Below are 22,989 nucleotides of genomic sequence, written 5' to 3' on the forward strand. Positions count from 1 at the left end.
AAATATCAACTTCAGCGCTAGCCGATTATCGGTTTACAATCTTACATTTGTTGAGCATATTCATCTCTTATGATCGCCAGCATACATTACCAGAATTCAGATTTTCGTTTGGATCTTTCCAAACCTCTGGATATTTCCATTAGTCTGCGTGGTGATGAAAAAAATCCAATCGCCTGGTATCTGGAACATCCCGAGATCAAGCCGGTTGTTGATGGCAATTTTATTGGCAAAGTAAGTGCGGGAGCTTCAGTGAATTTCAACAATATCAGTTTTAATCCTCACGCTCACGCCACGCACACCGAATGTGTTGGTCATATCACTAAAGAACCGAATTTTATTCAGCAGCATTTAAAACGTTTCTTTTTTAAGGCAGAAGTCATCTCTTTAGAACCGGAAATTACTGGTGAAGACCGTATTTTCAGAAGAGCAAAATTCGAAAAAGCTTTAAAGGATTCTACAGCTGAAGCGATCATTATCAGGACACTACCAAATTATATTGGTAAGATCTCCAAATATCATTCTCATACAAACTGGCCATATCTCGAGGAAGCGGCGGCTAATTTTTTGAGAGAACACGGAATTGACCACCTGCTTATAGATCAGCCTTCTGTAGATAAAGAGAAGGATGAAGGAAAACTTCTGGCTCACAAAGCCTTCTGGAACTACCCGAAGGAGATTCGCTACCATGCGACGATCACAGAATTGATCTATGTTCCAAACAAGATCGAGGACGGTGCCTACTTTTTAAGTTTGCAGCCGGCATCTTTCGAAAATGACGCAGCACCATCAAAACCGGTCTTGTATAAAATTCTCGACAGATGAAGCTTAGTTTAAAAATCGAAGAATGTGCCATGCTTAATCTGGGTATTTTTCTCTTCACAACACTGGATTATAGCAGGTGGTGGTTTGCAGGCTTATTTTTAGTTCCCGATATTGGCATGTTGGGTTATCTTGCAAGTGATAAGACTGGTGCATATTCCTATAATATTTTTCATCGCAAAGGAATTGCCGTTGCGATCTACCTGACGGGAATCATGCTTTTTGCACATTCCAGTTTTGATCGTTGTTTTGGATATGGTCTTAAATATGAAAAAGGATTTAAATTCACTCATTTAGGTGAAATAGGTACATAATATGGAATTACTATTTATAGGACTTGCCGCTGGTGCGGTTGCTGCATACTTTATTTTTTCGATCTTCAATAAGAATCGTTCCATGGAGAAGACCAATGAACAATCTGTTGTTCTTATGGATAAGATTAGAAGCGTTTGCAAATTCATCACTGTAGAAGGTGATTTTTCTGAGATCTATCATTATGAGAATTTAAAAGAAAAATACATTAGCCTGGTCTTCGGAAAGAAGAAAGCCATCGTGTTGGTACAGGCGAAAGCCCACGTTGGTTTTGATCTGAGCAAAGTTAGAATGCAAAGCGATAATGAGAATAAAAAGATCATACTTACCAATTTCCCACAACCGGAATTATTAACGATAGAAACAGATTTTAAATATTATGATAAGCGTGAAGGTTGGGCGAATCCTTTTACAACCTCAGACCTTACAGACATTAATCGTGACGCCAAAAAAACCATTGTAGACAAGATCCCTCAAAGCGGACTCATGGAGCAGGCACAAAAAGAAGCTTTGGGTACGATCGCTCTTATGGAAAAGATCGTGGAAACCATTGGCTGGAAACTCGATTATTCAGCACTTACCATCGAAAATACGGAAGCTCCAAAACTGGAAAAATAGAGTGTATCCTCATATTAAACACTAATTTTTATGAATATCGACCAGTTCAGGGATTATTGCTTACTAAAAAGAGGGGTTTCAGAGCATTTGCCATTTGGCCCTGATAATCTTGTTTTTAAGGTCATGGGCAAGATGTTTAGCATTGCCAGTCTCGATGAAGTTCCACTTAGAGTGAATTTAAAATGTGATCCAGAATGGGCTGTTCAGCTAAGGGAAGAATATCCGGAAACGATTTTACCGGGTTATCACATGAATAAACGTCACTGGAATACGTTAATAATGGATGGTGGAGTAGATCCGGAATTGACCAGGAAACTCATAGATCATAGTTATGAACTGGTAGTTGCAGGATTAACCAGAAAACTTAAGCAGGAATTAGATAGTTTAGAATGAAAGAACCTTTAGCTTTTTATAAGGATAGAAAGAACAAATACGAGCAGGATAGAAAGAAGTTATCAGGAAAACTGGCGGTTTCGAGTATCCTGAGATTACTGGTGTTTCTTGCTTTATGTGCCGCAATTTATTTTTTCTACGATCAGGTACAAATCGTTATTCCTGCGGTCATCGGCTGCGTGGCACTATTTATCTTCCTGATCTCAAGACATTCAGGTCTTAAACGCGAAAAGGATAAAACGGAAGCTTTGATCTCTGTAAACGAAACTGAGATCCACGTTCTCGAAACTGGAGATTTTCTGAATTTACCAAAGGGAAAGGAATTTGATGTTGAAGATCATGATTTTAGTCGTGATATCGATCTCTTCGGAAGAAAAAGCTTTTTTCAATATCTCAATAGAACTGCTTTAGCTGAAGGAGCCAGCAAACTTTCATCTTTTCTACTGAGTAATGACACTGCCCGAATTTCTGAAAAACAGGAAGCAATCAAAGAACTCGCTAACAAAGCCGACTGGCGACAGGAATTCAGTGCTACCGCTACACTGGTAAGAACCGAGAATTCTTCGAAGACCATTCTCAAATGGATTGCAAATTATAAAGCTTTTGTCCCTTCAGTAATGCGCTGGTTACCATTAGTTTTTACGACTATTTCTGTGGTAGTCATACTCGCCTATTATTTCAGTTTTATTGGATTTTACCAGTTGCTATTATGGTTGCTTATAGGCATCATGATCACCGCCATATACGTTGGCAGGATCAATCAATTATCCTCTGCAATCGGAAAGGTACAGGATACTTTTCAGCAATATTACCAGCTACTCGGCTTTATTGAAGACGAAAAATTTGAGTCGGTTATTCTCCATGATCTTCAAACTTCCATTGCTTCGGAAAAACGGAAAGCTTCAGAAATATTAAAGGAATTCAGTAAAGGAATTGATGCGCTGGATCAACGGAATAATTTTCTATTCGGATTTCTTGCGAATGGATTTATGCTTTGGGATCTAAAACAATCTTACCGACTGGAAAAATGGATACTTCAGCACCGAACTGAAGTTAGCAACTGGTTTAAAGCAGTAGAAAACTTCGATGCTTACAACAGCCTAGGTAATTTCGCATTTAATCATCAACAATATTCCTTTCCGAAGATCTCTGAAGTACCAGATTGCATAGAAGCAAAAGAACTAGGGCATCCACTTCTAAAGCAAACTAAACGTGTAGATAACGATTTCAGAATAGAAAGTGACCAGTTTTTTATCATTACCGGTGCGAATATGGCTGGAAAAAGTACATTTCTAAGAACGGTCGCGCTGCAAATCGTAATGTCGAACATGGGACTTCCGGTATGTGCCGATTCCTGTACCTACACACCTATCAAATTGATAAGCAGCATGCGTACCAGTGACTCGCTGGGTGACGATGAATCCTATTTCTTTTCTGAACTTAAAAGACTGAAATATATCGTCGATAAAATTCAGACAGAGAAATACTTTATCATTCTCGATGAGATCCTGAAAGGCACCAACAGTACAGATAAGGCGATTGGCTCAAAAAAATTCATTGAACGCCTGGTAAAATCCAATTCAACGGGGATCATTGCTACACACGATCTTAGTTTATGCGAAACTGCTAACCAGTTCGAGCAGGTAAAAAATTACTATTTTGATGCCGAAATCGAGAACAATGAACTTCATTTTGACTACCGCTTCAAAAAAGGAATTTGCCAGAATATGAATGCTTCGTTCTTACTTAGAAAAATGCAGATCGTGGAAGATTGATCTACAGGTAAGTTTTCACAAGAGAATTAGACTACACCACTTATGGATTCATTGACGCAAATTGTATTGGGCGCAGCTGTTGGAGAAGCTGTTCTGGGAAAAAAAGTTGGGAACAAAGCGATGCTCTATGGGGCGATCGCCGGCACCATTCCAGATCTGGATACTTTTGTAGGCTATGCTTATGATACGATCACTGCCACCGAGATCCATCGTGGTTTTTCCCATTCTATAGTATTTTCAGTGCTGTTCGCGCCGGTTTTTGGATGGCTTATTTCAAAGATCGAATCAAAATCTGCAGCCACCTGGAAGAACTGGTCATGGCTCATGTTCTGGGGACTTTTCACTCATCCCCTGCTCGATGCACATACCACCTGGGGCACGCAGCTATTTTGGCCATTCGATCTAAGACTGGCTTATAAGAATATCTTTGTCATCGATCCACTTTATACCTTGCCGTTTTTAGTCCTGCTCATCATGGCAATACGCTTAAAGCGGGATGATCCAAAACGAACGAAATACAATCGGCTTGGTTTAATTATTAGCAGCGTTTACCTGTTATTGATCACCCCTGCACTTAAATGGATCACTTATAACAAATTCGAAAGTGCTCTGGAAGAACAGTCGATTTCTTATCAAAGAATGGATACACGACCTGCACCTATGAATAGTATTTTATGGAGTGCAAATATTGAGGCTAAGGATCATTTTTTGATCGCCGACTATTCCATTTTTGACACCAAACCCATAAGTTTTCAAGAAGTACCGAAGAATCATGCGTTTGCCGACAGTCTTACAGGTGACCCCAACTTAAAGCGTTTAATTGATATTAGCGAAGGCTGGTATACTTTCAGCGAGAAAAACGAGCAACTTTATTTCAATGATCTTCGCTTCGGAAAACTGGATATGAATGATCCTAATGCGCCATTTATTTTCAGCTTTTTACTACAGGAAGAAGATGGAGAATTAACCGCCACTGAAACTGAGCGTTCCATGAAAAATGCAGAAAGCTTGCTTCCTGAATTGTGGAGCAGAATCCTTGGAAATTGAATCTATTTTACTGAAAAAGCCAGAAATTCTGAAAAAAGCATGGCTTTAAACTACCTTTGCTTCTCAAAATGTTCAAATAAATGATTTCTGAAGATAAATTAAGAGAACGCAGTGATTCCACCTGTGAATTGTGCGGACAAACCGAACACCTGAATTTATATACAGTTTATGAAGCTCCAGAGGACCAGGAAGCAGAGATTTTGATCTGCCAGAACTGTGAGTCTCAAATAGAAGATCCTGAAAAAGTAGAACCAAATCACTGGCGTTGTCTTAACGACAGTATGTGGAGTACCATTCCTGCCGTACAGGTCATTTCGTGGAGAATGTTGAACAGACTTAAATCTGAAGGCTGGCCGCAGGACTTACTTGATATGATGTATATGGAAGATGAGTTCAAGAACTGGGCTAAAGCAGGTATACAGACTGAGGAATCTGATATTCAACTGGTTCATAAAGATAGCAATGGGGTGGTGCTGGAAGCAGGAGACAGCGTTGTTTTGATCAAAGATCTGAATGTAAAGGGCAGCAGTCTTACCGCAAAAAGAGGAACTGCAGTTCGAAGAATATCCTTGGTTCACGATAATGCTGAGCAAATTGAAGGTAAAGTGGAAGGCCAGCAGATCGTTTTACTAACCAAGTTCGTAAAGAAAATCTGATCACGCCTATGGAAAATAAAAAGAACACACAGCCAAATAATCCTTTACACGGTGTCAAACTTGCAGATATCTTAGATGACCTGCATGATCATTATGGATGGGACGGGCTTGCAGAAAGGATTAATATCAATTGCTTTAAATCCAATCCAACAAAAAAGTCTAGCTTAAAATTTCTTCGGAAGGAACTCTGGGCAAGAGAAAAAGTGGAGCGTTTGTATCTTAAGACAAACTTCAAATAGAAATATACTCACAAAAAAAGCGGCCAGTTGGCCGCTTTTTTTCTATAATTCTGCTACTGACTACTCTTCAGTTTTAGCAACTTCTTTTTCTTCTTTTTCTTTCTTTTCAGTTAAGAAACTATAGTTTTCAGAATAATCAAGCATCTGCTCTTCGAAAGATCTTGGCTGAGTTACTTTGATCGAAATGATTTCATCATTCTCATCCATTTCAGCAACCAAAACAGGATTCACGAATCCACTATATGGAGCCGATTTGAATTTGGAGTTTCTGTCCAATACCTGTTTGTGAATATCCTGATCTACCTTTACACCGTAGTTTTCTACCAGGTCTTTTGCCGCCTGGAAATCACCTTCAGACTTGATTCTCTGAGTTTCCTTAAGCAGGTCTCCGAAAAGGGAACGTAGCTTCTGGTAGTCCTTGATATCGAAATAGATCTTACCATCTTTTTCAACTTTTTCAATAACTCCTTCTTCCTGACCTTTTTCGTAAACCCATTTACTCACCCATTGCCTGTTACGCATATGAGCTTCTTCAATATCCTGACCCGGCTCAATTCTTACTAACTGAGTCATCAATCCATTACGAATATAATCGTTGTAAGCAGCTTTCCCCAGTTTTTCAGAATCATCGGTAAGTCCAAGTTCTTCCAGTTTTGGGTCCATCAGGTAATAAAGACCTACAAGATCTGCACGACCTTCTTCAAGTGTAGATGCATAGTTCTTTAGAGTTTCCTTGGTTTCTCCAACACCAGCATTCATTTGTCCTGAAGCGTGACCAACTACTTCGTGCAATGCAGTATGTAGCTTATCTGCCTCTTTCCCGTATTGTTCAGAAAGTTGTACTTCTTCTTCATCATGTGCAAATTCCTTCAGTTTATCTGATCCACCAGCACTTTCGTAAGCAGAAATGATGTTTCCTAAAGAAACAGATTTACTTCCATGCTCTTTACGAATCCAGTTCGCATTTGGAAGGTTTACACCAATTGGCGTACTTGGAGATGCATCACCTGCTTCACCAGCAACGATCACGGTTTTGTAAGTTACCCCTACTACAGAATCTTTTTTATGCTCATCCATAATTGGCGAGTTATCCTCGAACCACTGCACTTCATTCTCAAGAACGCTCATCTTTTTAGACATATCGAAATCCTTGATCTGAACGATATTTTCATAAGATCCTCTGTAACCTTTTGGATCATTATAAACTTCTATAAAACTGTTGATATAGTCAATATTACCTTCTGTAGCTTCTACCCAGGCAACGTTGTAATCATCCCAGGTTTTCAGGTCTCCGGTAGTGTAGTAATCAATTAAAAGACCTAAAGCATTTGCCTGCTTTTCATTTTCGGCAATAGCTTTTGCTTTTTCCAGCCATTTAATGATCTCATCGATCGCTTCGCCGTAAAGTCCGCCACTCTTATAAACTTTCTCTACCAGTTTCCCATTCTCCTTTACAAGCTTGGAATTAAGTCCGTAAGAAAGTGGTTTATCAGGATTTGGAGATTTCTTTTTGGCGTAGAATGCATCCACTTCCGCAGCAGTTACATCAGGACCATAGAAATTGATGGCAGAACCTTCCAGTAAACCATCAGCTTCATTAAGATTTACCTTTTTCGCATCCTTATCATTGAAGATTACTTCGTAAGCTTCACCTGTAAGTTCGGTATTGCTTTCTTTTAAGAGCGTATCAAAATATTCCTTACTGAATTCAGGTTTGATCTTCGCATTGGAATAATGATGGTGAATCCCGTTCGAGAACCATACTCTTTTGAGGTAAGTTTCAAATGAACTCCATTCTTCTGAAGACTGGTCGCCTTCATAGTTTGTATAAATATTTTCTAGGGCTTCACGAATTTCCAGGTTATGACGGTAATTCTGGTCCCACATAATATCTCTACCGGCAAGTCCAGCCTGGGTAAGATAATAGACTAATTTCTGCTCTTTCAGACTTAAGTTTTCCCAACCCGGGATCTGGTAGCGCAGTACTTTAATATCTGCAAATTCATCTACGTTTACCTCAAAATCTGAGTTCATCGCGATCTCCTGCTGCTCATCCTTATCTGCATTTTTCTTGTCCTCATTACAGGAAACGAAAGTCAATGCCGATGCTAGAAGGCAGGTACTTAATATTTTATTCATGAAAATAATTTTAGTGCGGCAAATATACTAAAACGGGGAATCAAATTCTGCGAACCTGATCCCCCGTTATATAGAAATATTGATATATTCTCTATTTTTTACTCATTTCAGTAAAATGTTTGTAAAACCATGGGATGGTTTCAATACCTTTTAGATAATTCCATATTCCGAAATGCTCGTTAGGAGAATGGATCGCATCTGTATCCAGACCAAAGCCCATCAGGATGATCTTACTATCCAGTTCTTTTTCAAACAGGGATACAATGGGAATACTTCCCCCACTTCTCTGCGGGATTGGCGTTTTTCCGAAAGTCTCCTCATAGGCTGCACTGGCCGCCTGGTAACCTATCGTGTCTATTGGAGTTACATATGGATAGCCGCCATGGTGAGGTTTCACTTTCACTCGAACACTATCTGGTGCCAGACTTTCAAAGTGTTTTGTGAACAATTCGGTAATTTCTTTGTGATCCTGATTAGGAACCAGTCGCATGGATATTTTTGCGTAAGCCTTCGATGGAAGTACTGTTTTGGCTCCTTCACCTATATAACCACCCCACATTCCATTTACGTCGAGAGTTGGCCTGATAGAACCTCTCTCCAGCGTAGAATATCCTTCCTCTCCATGAACATCCCTGATATCCAGCTTTTCCTTATACTCCTCAATACTGAAAGGTGCTTCTGCCATTTTCGAGCGTTCCTCATCACTAAGATTTTCTACATTATCATAGAAGCCTGGAATGGTAATATGATTATTATCGTCCGTAAGTTTGGAGATCATTTCACTTAAGACTTTCAGAGGATTTGCTACCGCACCACCGTAAAGGCCAGAATGCAGATCCCGGTTCGCTCCGGTCACTTCCACTTCTACGTAAGATAGTCCGCGTAGACCGGTTGTGATAGATGGGGTGTCTTTGGAGATCATTCCGGTATCAGAGATCAGGATCACATCATTCTGAAGTTTCTCCTTGTTCTCCTTAATATACCAATCCAGGTGCTCACTTCCTACTTCCTCCTCACCTTCGATCATGAATTTCACATTACATGGCAATTCATCATTTTTGGTCATGTATTCCATGGCTTTTACATGCATATACATCTGTCCTTTATCATCACATGCACCGCGAGCGAAAATTGCCCCTTCAGGATGAATAGCGGTTTTTTGCACAACAGGTTCAAAAGGCGGAGAATTCCATAGATCCAATGGATCTGGTGGCTGTACATCGTAATGCCCATATACAAGCACCGTTGGAAGATCTTTGTTAATGATCTTTTCAGCATATACGACAGGATGACCTGGAGTTGGTGCAACTTCTGCAGTATCACAACCAGCATCCAGTAGACTTTGCTTCACAGCTTCCGCAGCCTTCAGCATGTCTTCCTTGTAATTTGCATCTGCAGATATCGAAGGAATTTTCAATAATTCCTTTAATTCATCGACAAATCTGTCTTTATGTTCTTCGAGGTATGATTTTATAGAATCCATGTACTAATTTTCAGGTTTGCGTAAAGTTATAAAGAAGTCGGCGGAAAGTTGGTCTCAAAGCTCTTAGTGTTTTCATAAGAAAATTAATTTTTCTGAAAATCATTGAAATTGATCTTTACTGAAAATCAGAAACTTAGTTGTAGTCACTAAATTTTAGCTGAAATTTTTTTAATTTTTTTCTGGAAGACTGTTTGAAAATTGAAACTTATCTTTATATTTGCACCCGCTTAAGTAATTAAGCAGGGAATCACAACGAGTCCTAAGTGTTGTGAAACTTTAAATTGCGGGCGTGGTGGAATTGGTAGACACGCTAGACTTAGGATTTATCCAAATAAAAAGTGTTAATTTGCACTTTATGCGGGTGTGGTGGAATTGGTAGACACGTCAGACTTAGGATCTGATGCCGCAAGGTGTGGGGGTTCGAGTCCCTTCACCCGCACGAAAAGCCGAAGAGAAATCTTCGGCTTTTTTATTTCAAAATTCAACCTAAATATTGCTCGGGTACAACATAGGTACAACATTTTCCATTTTTTTGACTCAAAATTTGTTTTAAGCACGTTCAATATCATTTCATTTTAAATGCTATTATCTTATCCTGCATTTCATAAATTTTAAAATATGAATGATTTGATTTTCGGTTTTGTATTACCCAATATATCTTAGGCGGTTGGTATATTTTGTATTAGAAAAGACTGAAGCTAAAAATTTAACATTTTCAGAATATTTGTATATTTGCAATCGATGCAAAAAGCAAATAAAATAGCAGCAGTTTTCTTCTTGGGTCTGTTTGGCCTTATGGTGCTACATCAAGCATTTCCGCATCTGCATCATCAGCATCAGGATTCGCATTCCCATTCCCATTCGGATGTTGCCCATACGGGCGAACACCACCATCACGATAAAGGTTCGCACGAAGACGAAGAATCACCATATGGCTTTTTCGGGTTCTTTATGGATATGCACGTCCATTCCTCGGTTTCAACCGATATTATTGTCGAAAGACAAATCGTTGAACACCGTACCGATACGAATGAGAATGTTGTAAAAACCTATCCTTGTTTTCAAGAACTATATTTTATTGATAAGAGGCGAAACAACGACCCGCCGCTTTATCACCCGCCCAAACAATATTTTAATCCCTTCCTATCATCCCTCGATTTACGGGGGCCACCATCTTTAGGTTAATCGTTTGGGATTATCTATCTATTAGGTAGAAATCCTATTGAATTTCAGGCCTGTCTCTTATCAGGCAAGATTAAACCTAAATTTTCAAACAATGAATACATACATCGTGTCCGCGATATGCGGATGCCTGTTCTATGTTGTCGGTTTCTCACAAGATAAAAATATAGGGGAGCTACTCAACGAAATAGAACAGAACAATATAGAGCTGAAGGCCTATCAATCTCTTATCGATGGCCAAAAGCTTCAAAACAAGAGTGGCAACAATCTGCCCGACCCACAGCTTTCAGGATACTATCTGCCTTTTGGCGACCATCAAACCGATGACTACACCGAGTTTGAAATATCACAATCCTTTGAATTTCCTTCGGTATATGCAGCCCGTAACAAGTGGAACAACCTAAGAGCAGAACAGTTGCAGGCAGCCTATGGCGAAAAACGCCAAGAAATACTGCTAAAGGCAAAAAAAGGGCTTATAGAACTCTTTATACTTCAAAAGCGAAAAACCATTGAAGATGAACGAAAGAAACAAAGCCAAGAGGTGTATGAACAAATGCAAGAACTTTTTAACAGAGAGCAAGTCGGCATTTTAGACCTCAACAAATCTAAAGTAGCTTGGATTCAGGAGCAATTTGTGGTGGAACAACTGGAAGCGGAAATCCAAAATCAAAGAACGGCTTTGCAGGCTTTGAATGGAAATCAACCGCTTGGGTTGGACAATCTGCAATTCAATATTCCATTTCAAATACAAACCGTAGCCGATTTATGGAATGAGAAATTGGCCAAAGACCCCAAGCTTTTGGAGCTAAAAGCTTATGAAGCCGCGGCACAGCAAAACGTCCAGTTGGAAAAAAACAAACTACTGCCGGACCTTTCATTGGGTTACAATTACCAAGGGGTCAACGGCAACAACTATTCGGGTGTTTATGGAGGGTTGACCATTCCTTTATGGAACAGTAAAAACAGGGTAAAAGCGGCACAAGCCAATTACGAATACCAGCAGTCCAACACACAAGTTGAACAACAAATGCTATATGCCAAATTACAACAAGAGTACAATCAGTATCAATTGTTGCTAAACAAGTACACGGAATATCAGGACACCATAGAAACCCTAAATAGTGAAGATTTGCTCTTTAAAGCCTACAGCTTGGGAGAATACTCGTTTTTGGAATACTATATGGAAGTGCAATTCTATCGGGACGCAACCGATAGAATGTTGCAAATGGAAAAACAGTTACAGCTTTTACAAGCACAATTATTAATACATCAGTTATAACAATTTTAAAAATTAAAAAGATGAAACATTTATCAAAAATACTAATAGCACTTATAGTAATAGCGGCAATCAGCCTTACGGGATGCCGGGAAACAAAAAAGGAAGAAGCACAAGATGACCACGGTCACGAGCATAACCCGGACGGCTCTCATATGGAACAGGAAGATTTGAAGCAGGAAGAATTTATGGTAGGTCAGGACACCCTTCAAAAGCAAGAACACGGCCATAGTCACGATGACGACCACGGCCATTCCAACGATAATGACGGACACCAACATTAATAAAAGAAAAAGATGAAAAAGTATTTAATAATTGTGCTTGCCTTTATGGCAGTAGCTTGTAAACAGAATCACGAAGATGAACACGTCCACAATGCTGACGGGAGCCACGTAGGCGAGGAGACCCCGAGATTGGATTATACATTGTGGACGGACAATACCGAACTCTTTGTTGAGTTCCCGGCATTGATTGTCGGGCAACCCAGCAGATTTGCCGCTCACTTTACAGTTTTGGACAACCACCAACCCGTACGCGAAGGCTCGGTAACGGTCAGCTTGATAAAAGGAGACAAAGGTTTGCGAACCACAGCAGATGCCCCTTCTTCCCCAGGAATTTTTTCACCCACCATTCAGCCGAAGGAAGCGGGTGTACACCAATTGGTTTTCGACCTTTCCACACCGCAATACAGCGACAACATCGTGATTAAAGACGTGATGGTCTATCCCAATTTGGAGGAAGCCCAAAAAGCGATAGGCAATGCTGGAGAAGAGGCACCCATTTCCTTTTTAAAGGAACAGGCCTGGAAAATCGATTTCCAAACGGCGCAGGCCACAAAAGGGGAAATTTACGATGTCATCACTTCATCGGGTGTTTGGAAACCTGCTCAAGGTTCTGTAAAAACGATGGTCGCCACGGCCAATGGGACGGTCAATTTTACCGCGACCAACCTGACCGAAGGGATGGAAGTGAAACAAAACCAATTGTTGTTGAACGTGAGCAGTCAGGGATTGGCGAACAATAATTTGAGTGCCGAGGTCGCTTCCGCGAAAGCGAAATTTGAACAGGCCCAATCAGAATACAACCGAAAAAAGGAACTCTACGAAAGCAAAATCATTCCAAAGTCAGAGTTTGAAAAAGTACAGAGCAACTATGCGATTGCCAAATCACAATATCAGTCCATCGCTTCGGGCGTTTCGGGTGGTAGCAAGCAAATCCGTGCACCCTTTAATGGTTTTATCAGAACCGTGAATGTATCCAATGGTGACTATGTGGACCAAGGCGCTGTCTTGATAAGTGTAGCTACTGATGAGTCCAAAGTGTTGAAATCACAGGTGGCACCCACCTATGGCCTGACGATGCAAAACATCAAGGGGATGTGGTACCAGACTGAAACAGGTGATTGGAAAAACATTTCAGATTCCGAGGGCGAAATATTGTCCATTTCAAAGGATGTAGAAAGGGAGAATCCGTTGATATCCGTCTTTGCCAAGGTCAACGATGTTATCAATGTTCCCGACGGCAGCTTGACCCAGGTTCAGATTGCAATGGGCGATGGAGAGCAAACAACCCTGGTACCCGAGTCGGCACTTTTAGAAGATTATGGGAATTACTCGGTAGTTCTGCAACTCGGTGGCGAAAGTTTTGAAAGACGACCCATAACCATCGGGAAGCGCAACGGTAAAAACGTGGAAGTCTTAAAAGGCTTGGAAGTTGGCGATGTGGTAGTCACTACAGGAGCCTATCAGGTAAAAATGGCATCAATGTCCGGTACCACACCGGCACACGGACACGACCACTAAAAAGGAGAATTATGTTAACTAAAATATTAGAATTTTCCCTTCATAATCGTTTGATGATTTTGTTGGGAGCAGTGGTATTGAGCGTATTGGGAATTTACTACGCCAAAACAATGAACGTAGATGTGTTCCCAGACTTGACAGCACCAACCGTAACCATTTTGACCGAAGCCCACGGGATGGAATCGGAAGAAGTGGAAAAATTGGTGACCTACCAATTGGAAACCGCTATGAACGGGTCGCCCAATGTAAGGCGTATCCGCTCGTCATCCGCCGCAGGGATTTCCATTGTTTGGGTAGAATTTGAATGGGGAACGGACATCTACAGAGCTCGCCAGATTGTGAGCGAGCGCATACCAATGGTACGTGAAAATTTGCCCGAGGGTATTGGTGCGCCCACAATGGCACCCATTTCATCCATTATGGGAGAGATTATGCTATTGGGCGTAACGTCCGATAGTCTGTCGCCTATGGAATTGCGAACGCTGTCCGATTGGACTATCCGCCCGCGCGTCAAAGCCATTGGTGGCATTGCCAACGTGGTGGTCATAGGTGGTGACTACAAGCAGTATCAGGTATTTGCCAATCCTGAAAAATTGAAGCACTACAATGTGAGCTTGCAAGAATTGGTAGAGCACGTAAAGGAAGCCAATGTAAACGCACCAGGTGGTATTGTGAACCAATACGGAAATCAATACATCATTAAAGGAAGCGGTAGGGCCTACGTTTTGGAGGACTTACAGGAAGCCGTGGTAAAACAAATCAATGGGCAGACCATCAAAGTCAAGGATGTGGCGACGGTTCAAATCGGTGCGTCCGATAAAATCGGAGATGGTTCATTGAACGGCAATAAATCAGTTATCCTTACCATTTCAAAACAGCCCGATGTCAATACCCTCAAATTGACCGAAGATTTGGACGTCGCCATTGCCGATTTAGAAAGGACCTTACCAGAAACCGTAGAAATCAAAAGTCAAATCTTCAGGTCGTCGGATTTCATCAATGCGTCCATCAGCAACTTGAATTGGACGTTAATGGAAGGGGCATTCTTTGTCGTAATAGTCTTGTTTATCTTTTTGATGAACTGGCGCACCACGGTCATTTCGTTATTGGCCATTCCCATATCCCTGTTGGTCTCTATAATTATTTTGCAATGGCTGGGCTATACCATCAACACGATGAGCCTGGGCGGTATGGCAATTGCAATTGGCGCATTGGTCGATGATGCCATTATCGATGTGGAAAATGTCTATAAACGCTTGCGCGAAAACAGCCAACTGCCAAAAGCAGAGCGCAAATCGATGATTACGGTCGTTCGCGATGCTTCGGTGGAAATCAGGAGTTCCATCATTATTGCGACATTAATCATCATTGTGTCTTTTGTTCCTTTGTTCTTTTTAAGCGGAATGGAAGGTCGATTGTTGCAACCTCTCGGGATTGCCTTTGTAACCTCTGTATTGACCTCATTGGTCGTGGCCGTGACAGTGACACCCGTATTGTGCTCATATTTATTGAACAAGGAAAAACTGCTCAAAAAACAGGCCGAAGGCACCAAAGTAGAACAATGGTTGCAAAAACACTATGCTTCCACTTTAGATAGGGTTATTAAAATGCCAAAAACCGTGATTGCGGTAACGGTCGTTGCATTCCTGCTGAGTTTGGTCGTGGCAACCCAATTGGGACGAAGTTTTTTACCCGAATTCAATGAAGGTTCGCTGGTAATAGCCGTGGTTGGACCACCGGGAATGTCGCTGGAAGAAAGCAATAAGGCAGGCAAGCAAATAGAAAATCTACTGCTGGAGATGCCGGAGGTCGATGTGGTAACCCGAAGAACGGGACGAGCCGAATTGGACGAACACGCCCAAGGCGTAAACGCAGCCGAAATCGATGTGCCGTTTACTTTGGAGGACAAATCAAAAGAAGAATTTTTTGAGGAAGTCCGAACCAAGTTGAGTGTCGTTCCTGGCGTAAATATCACGCTTGGCCAACCCATTGCGCACCGTATCGACCATATGCTATCCGGAACACGAGCCAATATCGCCATCAAGATTTTTGGTTCGGATTTACAACGATTGTTCGAGTTGGGAAAACAGGTAGAACAGAATATCAAATCCATCGATGGCTTGGCAGATGTGGCAGTTGACCAACAAATTGAAGTCCCACAAATTCGTATCAAACCGAAACGTCCCATTTTGTCAGCGTATGGTATGACCGTCGGCGACTTAATGGAACAGGTGGATATTGCGTTTGCAGGCGAAGAAGCAGGCGAAATTTATGAAGGACAGCGCTATTTCGATTTGGTGGTACGCTATGAAAAACCCTTTCGTGACAACGTGGAAAACTTTAAAAACGCCTTGATTAGCCTGCCAAATGGTGGGCAGACCGTTTTGGGCGAACTTGCGATGATTCAATCGGTCAGCAGTCCAAATACCATAAGCCGTGAAGATGTCCAACGAAAGATTGTGGTGGCGGCCAATGTTCAGGGTAGGGATTTGCGAAGTGCCGTGAATGAGATTGAGGAAGTGGTAAATTCCACCATCGATTTTCCCGAGGGTTACCGTGTGCAATACGGTGGACAGTTTGAAAGCGAATCCAAAGCCTCACAACTGTTGTTGATTACCGCTATTTTGGCAATCGGTGTCATATTCCTGTTACTTTATTATGAGTTCAAAAATGTAAAATTGGCCTTTGTAGTGCTCATTAATCTTCCCTTGGCATTGATTGGTGGTATTCTCATTGTGTATTTCACATCAGGAATCGTAAGCATTGCGGCAACCATAGGATTTATCAGTCTCTTTGGTATCGCCACCAGAAACGGTATCCTTTTGGTTTCTCGTTACGAAGATTTGCGAGAGGAAGGTAAGACGGATATAGAACTGATTAAAGCCGGTGCTTTGGATAGATTGAACCCTATCTTAATGACCGCCTTTACCACAGGATTGGCATTGATTCCGCTTGCGCTAAAAGGCGGGCAGCCTGGAAGTGAAATTCAAAGCCCGATGGCGGTGGTCATTTTGGGTGGGTTGCTTTCTGCAACCATTTTGAATTTGATTGTGATTCCTTGTGTGTATCAATTGGTAGTTCGCAAAACGGATGCTACCGGCAAAATTTAATTTATTACTGAAATGAACTTGACAAATCTGATAGAACCCTTCCAGGCACTTCGCAATAAAGTTTTTGCAAAACTATATGTGGCGCAAACCATCAGTTTATTGGGTGATGCCATTACTTGGGTGGGCTTAGCTTTATTGTCTTATCAGTTTGGAGAGGAAAGGGCTGCGGCTATATTGGCCACGGCCCTTACTTTACGTGTAACGGCATTTATAATTTTTTCGCCTTTTGCTGGCGTATTGGCAGACAGGATAGCTCGAAAGAAAATACTATATATAACCCATTTTATAAGGATGGCGCTTGTTGGTCTGTTACCCTTCATAAACGCCGAATGGCAAATTTATCCGCTGGTGTTCCTGATGAATGTTTTTAATGCCTTTTTCAGTCCTACATACCGTTCCGTAATTCCACAAGTGGTGGATAAAAAATTGTACCGGCAAGCCATCGGCTTATCAGCTGCCACGTATCAGGTATTAGGTGTTTTGGGGCCAGGTTTGGCAGGGATTTTAGCGGTATGGTTTGGAGCCCGTGAAATATTCTTTGTCGATGCGGTTACATTTATCATCGCAGGTATTATGCTCGTAACCTTACCAAAGAGCTTTTCAAGGCCTAATCATACGGATGTACGGAAAAAACACCCTTTTAAATGGCAGGACGTTACTAAGGGCATAAAACTTTTGTTTCAAAACAAATATGTACGTTTCGCTCTTTTTATAGAACTCGTATCGGCGATGGCCGGAGCTTTCATTTTAGTGAACACCATTGTTCTCATTAAGAGCGGTTTGAACCTGACCGATAAGGAATATGGCTGGGTTATGGCGGCGTTTGGTGTAGGTGCCGCCATTGCGGCATTCGTATCCGGAGCTTTGGATAAGACCAAATCCAGGCAAGTATCCTTAATGTTAGGCGCTTTAGTACTTGGGCTTGCGATAAGTGCTGCCAATTATCTGTCTTTTCCGTTGCTATTGGTGTTTTGGGTATTTGCAGGTTTAGGACAAAGTCTGGCAGAAATACCCTCAGAAACACTCATAGGTGAGAACATTCCCGATGAGGAACAGGGAAAGGTGTACGGGTCTCATTTTGCTTTTTCACATTTATGGTGGGCGTTTGCATACCCGGTGGCAGGTTATTTGGGGACTGCTTTTCCAAACAAATACTTCCTCTATGGGGGAATCCTCACCCTGTTATTGTTAGTGGTTGTCTTTTTGTTTTTGAGACCGAAAAAAAGAAATGGAATAGTGTAAATGTGGCGGGCATAATATTCAATTTTTACGTGCCGTGAATAGCAGAACCGATAGAAAAATTAAAAGCCCATTGGCCGTTGTGATTCTGTGTGGTTTACTTTAAGCAACCATTCTGAATTTGATTGTCATCCCTTTTGTGTATCAATTGGTAATACAAAAACAGGAGTAATCCTTTAGTGGTTCTGACGAATAAAGCCTTCTTATTTTTAGGAAGGCTTTTTTTATTAGACCGCTCAGCACATTCCCCTACATTCCGTTTCCCTTCATTGCGGGTAAAGAGCTTCACTACAACTATCTTGGACACATTCCCCAATTTTAGCTTTCCATTCCGCTCACCCTTCCTACTGGGCTGGGAAGGTCACCTAAATTCATTTTCTTTTTATATTAATTTGCGTAATCAAATGATTACACATATATTTGTAACCGAACAGTTACGTTAATTATGAGAAGAGATGTATTTCAAGCAATTGCAGACCCAGTAAGGCGTGATATCATTGAACTACTCGCTAAAGAGCCACTAAGCGTAAATGATGTTGCTAAAAAATTTGAAATAAGCAGACCAGCTATTTCCAAACACTTGAAAATTTTAAATGAATGCGGAATAATCAATTATGAGCAGATTGGCAGGACACGCTTTTGCTCTATTCAACCACAAGAATTAATTCCCGTTTTTTTATGGATTAAACAATACAACAAATTATGGGAGGACAGAATAGATTCTTTTGAAAACTACCTTAATAAAATACAAACAAAAAAAGATACAAAATGAGTGATTTAGCAAACAGAACCCTAACGATTGAAAAAACATTTGATGCACCCGTAAAATTGGTTTGGGACGCTTGGACCAAGTCTGAACACATTTTAAAATGGTGGGCACCAAACGGAATGGATATTAAAGTGATTGAACACGATTTTAAGGTTGGCGGAAAATGGAAATATGCGATGCCAATGCCAGATGGAAACGAATTCATTTCAGAAGGCATTTACAAAGAAATTGTAGAGTATAAAAAAATAATTACTTCAGCGGATTTTAGACCAATGACACAGGATGTGGAACTACAAACATATTTTGAGGAAGATGGAGAGAAAACCAAATTCACCTTCAGTGTTATCCACTCAACACCTAAATACTGCAAACAACAGAAGGAAATGGGATTCTATAATGGGTGGGGTTCCGCTTTCGAACGATTGGAAAAGGTGTTGGAGAGTTTACAATAATCAATAGAAGAATTAAAAAAAATATCTGTGACAATCAACTTGTGTAAGCAATAGCGGTTTGAGTAAGAACTCAAGCCGTTTTTTGATTTTATTAGTCTAGAATGTGAGCAAATTGACTACTCAATCCACTCAGCACATTCCCCTACGTTCCGCGGTTTCCTGCTGAAAAATCAGGAACCCACTACACTTCGGGAAAAGAGCTTCACTACTAATATCTTGGACACAATCCCCAATTTTAGCTTTCCATTCCGCTAACCCTTCCCGCTTGGGTTGGGAAGGAACACTTCATTCCTGAGCTAAATTTGTGGATTTAGTCCGCTTCGCATTCTGTTTAAAAGAAAAAGCTATAATTAAAATAAAGTAATAGGATAAAATTATATTTGTTACAGGTGTAACACGTTATACAGCATTCGACGAATGACCGAAACAGAAGAACAAATACAAGCAGATTATCGAAATCGTATCAACCGGGTTTTTGAGTTTATCGATGCAAACTTGGATGCGGACTTATCGCTAAAAACTGTTTCCGAGATAGCTTTTTTTTCACCGTTTCATTTCCATAGAATTTTCAAATTTGTAACAGGCGAAACACTAAATGAATATGTAACAAGGCGAAAAATTGAGAAATCATCTTTGGATTTGTTGCACAAGAAAATAACTACAACGGAATTAGCTCATAAATTTGGATTTAGCGATAATTCTTCCTTTTCACGAACTTTCAAGAAATATTTCGGTGTAAGCCCGACCGAATTTAAAAAGCAAAACCCGAACAGACATAGCAAGATACGTCAACTCGAAAGCAAGAACGGACAAGACTATCCTGATTACGAAAAATACATTTGCATCATTGATAATCTTAAAAAATGGATAAAAATGAATGCAAACATCGAAATCAAAGAAATGCCGAAAATGGAATTGGCTTACGTATCGAGTATCGGATCTCAAAATCTCGAAACAGCTTATGGAAAGCTGATGCAATGGGCAACACCTAAAGGTCTGATGAATGACCAAACAAAAATGGTAACAATTTACCACGACAGTTTTAAAGTTACCCAAGCGGATAAAGTAAGAATGAGTGCCTGTATTTTGTTGGACAAACCTACCGAAACCAAAGGCGAAATTGGAACAACCTCAATAGAAAGCGGAAAGTGTATCGTTGGTAAGTTTAAAATTGGATTAAATGAATTTGAGAAATCTTGGACAGGTTTGTTCTTGTGGATGAATGAAAACGGATACACTAAAACCGATAGAGAACCTTTTGAGATTTATCATAACAATTTTAATGACCATCCAGAAAGAAAGGCCATAGTAGATTTTTGTATACCAATTGAATGAAAAAGCTGTAGAACTTGGTATATAGGCAATAGCGGTTTGAATACTAAATCAAATCGCTTTTTCATTTAATCGCTTTTTAGAATGGAATAAATTAGTACTAAACCCACTCAGTACATTCCCCTACATTCCACGGTTTCCTGCTGAAAAATCAGGAACCCACTACACTTCGGGAAAAGAGCTTCACTACAAATATCTTGGACACAATCCCCAATTTCAGCTTTCCATTTCGCTAACCCTTCCCGCTTAGGCTGGGAAGGTAAGCCTGTCCTGAGCGCAGTCGCTGGTCTTGATTCCTGTGCCAAAATTGTGGATTAAGTTCGTTTTAAATTTCAATACCAAAGAATGGTATTAATAAAATTATCTTTGTTTTAGAAACATCATTTTGTGGCAAAACAAACGCAAACAGTATAAATGGAAATAGACCACATATTCATTTTTTCAAACAAAAAAGGGATAGAAGCCGACGACTTGGTCGAATTTGGTTTTACCGAAGGAGTCAGTCGTGTCCACCCTGGACAGGGAACAACCAACCGAAAATTCTATTTTGAAAATTTTTTCCTCGAAATTCTTTGGGTAATCAGCGAGAAAGAAATTCAAAGCGAAGTTACGGCCAAAACCAAGCTTTGGGAGCGGTCTCAATTCCAAAAAAACCGACATTCACGTTTTGGACTGTGTTTGGTAAATTCAGAATCTACCGACGAACTTTTTCAACAAAGCGAAGTCTATCAACCAGATTATTTCCCAAAAGGGATGTCCATAGATATCATCACAAATGAAATATGCCCAAAACTTCCTTGGACATTCAGGCTTCCCTATCGTGGTAAAACGAAAGAGCATAGCGAACCTACTGAACACCCAAACGGAATACAATCGCTTACAAAGGCAATATTTGAGTACCCGATGGAAAATGACCATCTGGATTTTGTACAATATTTTAGAGCTGTCGATACTCTTCAGTTTAGAAATACAAAACGAACGCACTTGAACCTTGAATTTGACAACAATGGCCAAGGAAAATCAAAAGAATTTGACGAACTGAATTTAACCATCAACTATTGAATGAAAAGACTGCTTAACTATTTGATTATCGGGGTTTTGATAATATCCTGTAACCAACAAAAATCAAAAACACCAAAAAACAACGAGAAAACTCTTACGGCGAAAGATTTCCTAACGGCTCGACTAGATTCCATTCAAAAGAACGGAAAACTAATCGGATTCGGAGTAGCGATGGTTAATGAAAATGGTGTCCTGTATGAAAATGGTTTTGGATTTTCTAACAACAAAACCAAAGAAAAATACACCAAAAACACCGTTCAGCATATTGCCTCTGTCTCAAAAACGTTAATTGGCATTAGTTTAATGAAAGCGAAAGAATTGGGTAAGTTAGAACTCGACAACCCTATTAACGACTATCTTCCCTTCAAAGTCATAAATCCCAATTACCCAAATGAGACCATCTCTATCCGCCATTTGGCAACACATACATCTGGTATAAACGATTCGGACCAGTATATGAACAAAGCTTGGTATTTAACACCTAACCAAGACTTATCCAATGTAAGAACTGATTATCCTGCACAACAACTAAATCCAAACGACAGCAAAGTCCCGATGGAGGACTATCTAAAAGAATATTTGGTAAAAAACGGAACCTACTATGATGTAAACAATTATATCGATTTTAGTCCTGGAGAACGCTACAACTACTCAAATATCGGGGCAACGCTTTGTGCGCTGATTATTGAAAAGGCTACCGGAATGCCTTTTGATGTTTTTACTCAAGAGCATATTCTACAGCCATTGGGGATGACTTCATCCGGTTGGTCGTTGGAAGACATAGACATATCAAAACACTCAAGACTTTACCGAAACGATTATTCGTTGTTGCCTTTTTACTCAGCAATTACCTATCCAGATGGGATGTTGATTTCTTCAAGTAGCGATATGGCAAAATACCTTACCGAATTGGTCAAAGGATATGCTGGGAAAGGCACGCTCTTAACCAAAGAGAGTTATCAGGAATTGTTTAGAGAACAACTTGATGAGGAAAATTTCGATGGCAGGGACGACACAAACCCATATAATGGGGATTACAGCCCTGGCTTGTTCATCGGGCATAGTGCAAAAGGGTATGTTGGGCACTCAGGTGGCGATGCAGGAGTTGGTACTTGGATGTATTTTGACAAAAACACCAAAATGGGCAGGTACATCGTTATTAATACCGATATGGGAAATGATAACAGAGCTAAAGAGTTAGAATATTACGCGATTTGGGATTTGATGGATGAGTATTTTGAAAAACTGAAAGCTGAAAAAGAAAACTAACCATCGACACCATAA

General features: G+C 40.5%; 21 protein-coding genes and 1 tRNA gene. 19 read left to right on the top strand and 3 right to left on the bottom strand.

Annotated elements, in window-relative coordinates; genetic code table 11:
• Positions 1-69: 69 nt before the first annotated feature.
• The 8 genes from T8I65_RS14270 to T8I65_RS14305 all read left to right on the top strand — a co-directional run bounded on the left by T8I65_RS14270 (position 70) and on the right by T8I65_RS14305 (position 5,859).
• The gene (locus T8I65_RS14270) at positions 70-822 is read left to right on the top strand and encodes a cyclase family protein (protein ID WP_322301224.1); all 753 of its coding nucleotides are present in this window, start codon (positions 70-72) and stop codon (positions 820-822) included.
• Positions 819-1,133, top strand: a complete 315-nt coding sequence (locus tag T8I65_RS14275; RefSeq protein ID WP_322301225.1) for a DUF4260 domain-containing protein — start codon at positions 819-821, stop codon at positions 1,131-1,133. The genes T8I65_RS14270 and T8I65_RS14275 overlap by 4 nt, the downstream gene beginning before the upstream one ends.
• Before the next feature lies 1 nt (position 1,134).
• A complete protein-coding gene (locus T8I65_RS14280) occupies positions 1,135-1,749 on the top strand; it encodes a DUF4230 domain-containing protein (RefSeq protein WP_141878924.1) in 615 nt (204 codons plus the stop codon).
• 30 nt (positions 1,750-1,779) lie between these two features.
• Positions 1,780-2,142: an MmcQ/YjbR family DNA-binding protein gene (locus tag T8I65_RS14285; RefSeq protein ID WP_322301226.1), complete on the top strand. Its 363-nt coding sequence runs from the start codon at positions 1,780-1,782 to the stop codon at positions 2,140-2,142.
• Positions 2,139-3,917, top strand: a complete 1,779-nt coding sequence (locus T8I65_RS14290) for a MutS-related protein (RefSeq protein WP_322301227.1) — start codon at positions 2,139-2,141, stop codon at positions 3,915-3,917. Before T8I65_RS14285 ends, T8I65_RS14290 begins: the two co-directional genes overlap by 4 nt.
• A gap of 42 nt (positions 3,918-3,959) precedes the next feature.
• Complete coding sequence (locus tag T8I65_RS14295; protein ID WP_322301228.1) at positions 3,960-4,964, top strand: metal-dependent hydrolase; 1,005 nt, start codon at positions 3,960-3,962, stop codon at positions 4,962-4,964.
• Positions 4,965-5,044: 80 nt separating this feature from the next.
• A complete protein-coding gene (locus T8I65_RS14300) occupies positions 5,045-5,620 on the top strand; it encodes a PhnA domain-containing protein (protein ID WP_322301229.1) in 576 nt (191 codons plus the stop codon).
• 8 nt (positions 5,621-5,628) lie between these two features.
• On the top strand, positions 5,629-5,859 hold the full coding sequence (locus tag T8I65_RS14305; RefSeq protein ID WP_322301230.1) for a VF530 family protein: 231 nt from the start codon (positions 5,629-5,631) through the stop codon (positions 5,857-5,859).
• A 60-nt stretch (positions 5,860-5,919) separates the two neighbouring features.
• Here T8I65_RS14305 and T8I65_RS14310 read toward each other — a convergent pair whose 3' ends face one another.
• The gene (locus T8I65_RS14310; protein WP_322301231.1) at positions 5,920-7,998 is read right to left on the bottom strand and encodes a dipeptidyl-peptidase 3 family protein; all 2,079 of its coding nucleotides are present in this window, start codon (positions 7,996-7,998) and stop codon (positions 5,920-5,922) included.
• Between the two features lie 91 nt (positions 7,999-8,089).
• Positions 8,090-9,481, bottom strand: coding sequence for a dipeptidase (locus T8I65_RS14315; protein ID WP_322301232.1), 1,392 nt, complete (start codon positions 9,479-9,481; stop codon positions 8,090-8,092).
• 357 nt (positions 9,482-9,838) lie between these two features.
• On the opposite strand from T8I65_RS14315, the gene T8I65_RS14320 reads away from it, so the two are divergent.
• Positions 9,839-9,920 (top strand) — tRNA-Leu (locus tag T8I65_RS14320).
• Between the two features lie 354 nt (positions 9,921-10,274).
• Here the strand turns inward: T8I65_RS14320 and T8I65_RS14325 are convergent.
• Positions 10,275-10,412 carry a hypothetical protein gene (locus T8I65_RS14325; protein ID WP_322301233.1) on the bottom strand — a complete coding sequence of 46 codons (138 nt, stop codon included), beginning with the start codon at positions 10,410-10,412 and terminating at the stop codon, positions 10,275-10,277.
• 345 nt (positions 10,413-10,757) lie between these two features.
• On the opposite strand from T8I65_RS14325, the gene T8I65_RS14330 reads away from it, so the two are divergent.
• The 10 genes from T8I65_RS14330 (at position 10,758) to T8I65_RS14375 (ending at position 22,974) form a co-directional block, all read left to right on the top strand.
• The gene (locus tag T8I65_RS14330) at positions 10,758-11,942 is read left to right on the top strand and encodes a TolC family protein (protein WP_322301234.1); all 1,185 of its coding nucleotides are present in this window, start codon (positions 10,758-10,760) and stop codon (positions 11,940-11,942) included.
• Positions 11,943-11,962: 20 nt separating this feature from the next.
• The gene (locus T8I65_RS14335) at positions 11,963-12,223 is read left to right on the top strand and encodes a hypothetical protein (RefSeq protein ID WP_322301235.1); all 261 of its coding nucleotides are present in this window, start codon (positions 11,963-11,965) and stop codon (positions 12,221-12,223) included.
• A 12-nt stretch (positions 12,224-12,235) separates the two neighbouring features.
• Positions 12,236-13,741, top strand: a complete 1,506-nt coding sequence (locus tag T8I65_RS14340; RefSeq protein ID WP_322301236.1) for an efflux RND transporter periplasmic adaptor subunit — start codon at positions 12,236-12,238, stop codon at positions 13,739-13,741.
• A gap of 11 nt (positions 13,742-13,752) precedes the next feature.
• Positions 13,753-16,851, top strand: coding sequence for an efflux RND transporter permease subunit (locus T8I65_RS14345; RefSeq protein ID WP_322301237.1), 3,099 nt, complete (start codon positions 13,753-13,755; stop codon positions 16,849-16,851).
• A gap of 12 nt (positions 16,852-16,863) precedes the next feature.
• Positions 16,864-18,093, top strand: coding sequence for an MFS transporter (locus tag T8I65_RS14350; RefSeq protein ID WP_322301238.1), 1,230 nt, complete (start codon positions 16,864-16,866; stop codon positions 18,091-18,093).
• A gap of 442 nt (positions 18,094-18,535) precedes the next feature.
• Positions 18,536-18,862 carry a metalloregulator ArsR/SmtB family transcription factor gene (locus T8I65_RS14355; RefSeq protein WP_322301239.1) on the top strand — a complete coding sequence of 109 codons (327 nt, stop codon included), beginning with the start codon at positions 18,536-18,538 and terminating at the stop codon, positions 18,860-18,862.
• Positions 18,859-19,311 carry an SRPBCC domain-containing protein gene (locus T8I65_RS14360; protein ID WP_322301240.1) on the top strand — a complete coding sequence of 151 codons (453 nt, stop codon included), beginning with the start codon at positions 18,859-18,861 and terminating at the stop codon, positions 19,309-19,311. The genes T8I65_RS14355 and T8I65_RS14360 overlap by 4 nt, the downstream gene beginning before the upstream one ends.
• Before the next feature lie 417 nt (positions 19,312-19,728).
• Positions 19,729-20,646 (top strand): AraC family transcriptional regulator, encoded by a 918-nt coding sequence (locus T8I65_RS14365; protein WP_322301241.1) that lies wholly within the window; start codon positions 19,729-19,731, stop codon positions 20,644-20,646.
• 411 nt (positions 20,647-21,057) lie between these two features.
• Complete coding sequence (locus T8I65_RS14370; protein WP_322301242.1) at positions 21,058-21,705, top strand: VOC family protein; 648 nt, start codon at positions 21,058-21,060, stop codon at positions 21,703-21,705.
• Entirely contained in the window at positions 21,706-22,974 is a 1,269-nt protein-coding gene (locus T8I65_RS14375; protein WP_322301243.1) for a serine hydrolase domain-containing protein, read from the top strand.
• The last annotated feature ends 15 nt before the right edge of the window (positions 22,975-22,989 follow it).

Origin of the sequence: Christiangramia sp. OXR-203 (genome assembly GCF_034372165.1) — a bacterium.
Lineage (GTDB): Bacteria > Bacteroidota > Bacteroidia > Flavobacteriales > Flavobacteriaceae > Christiangramia.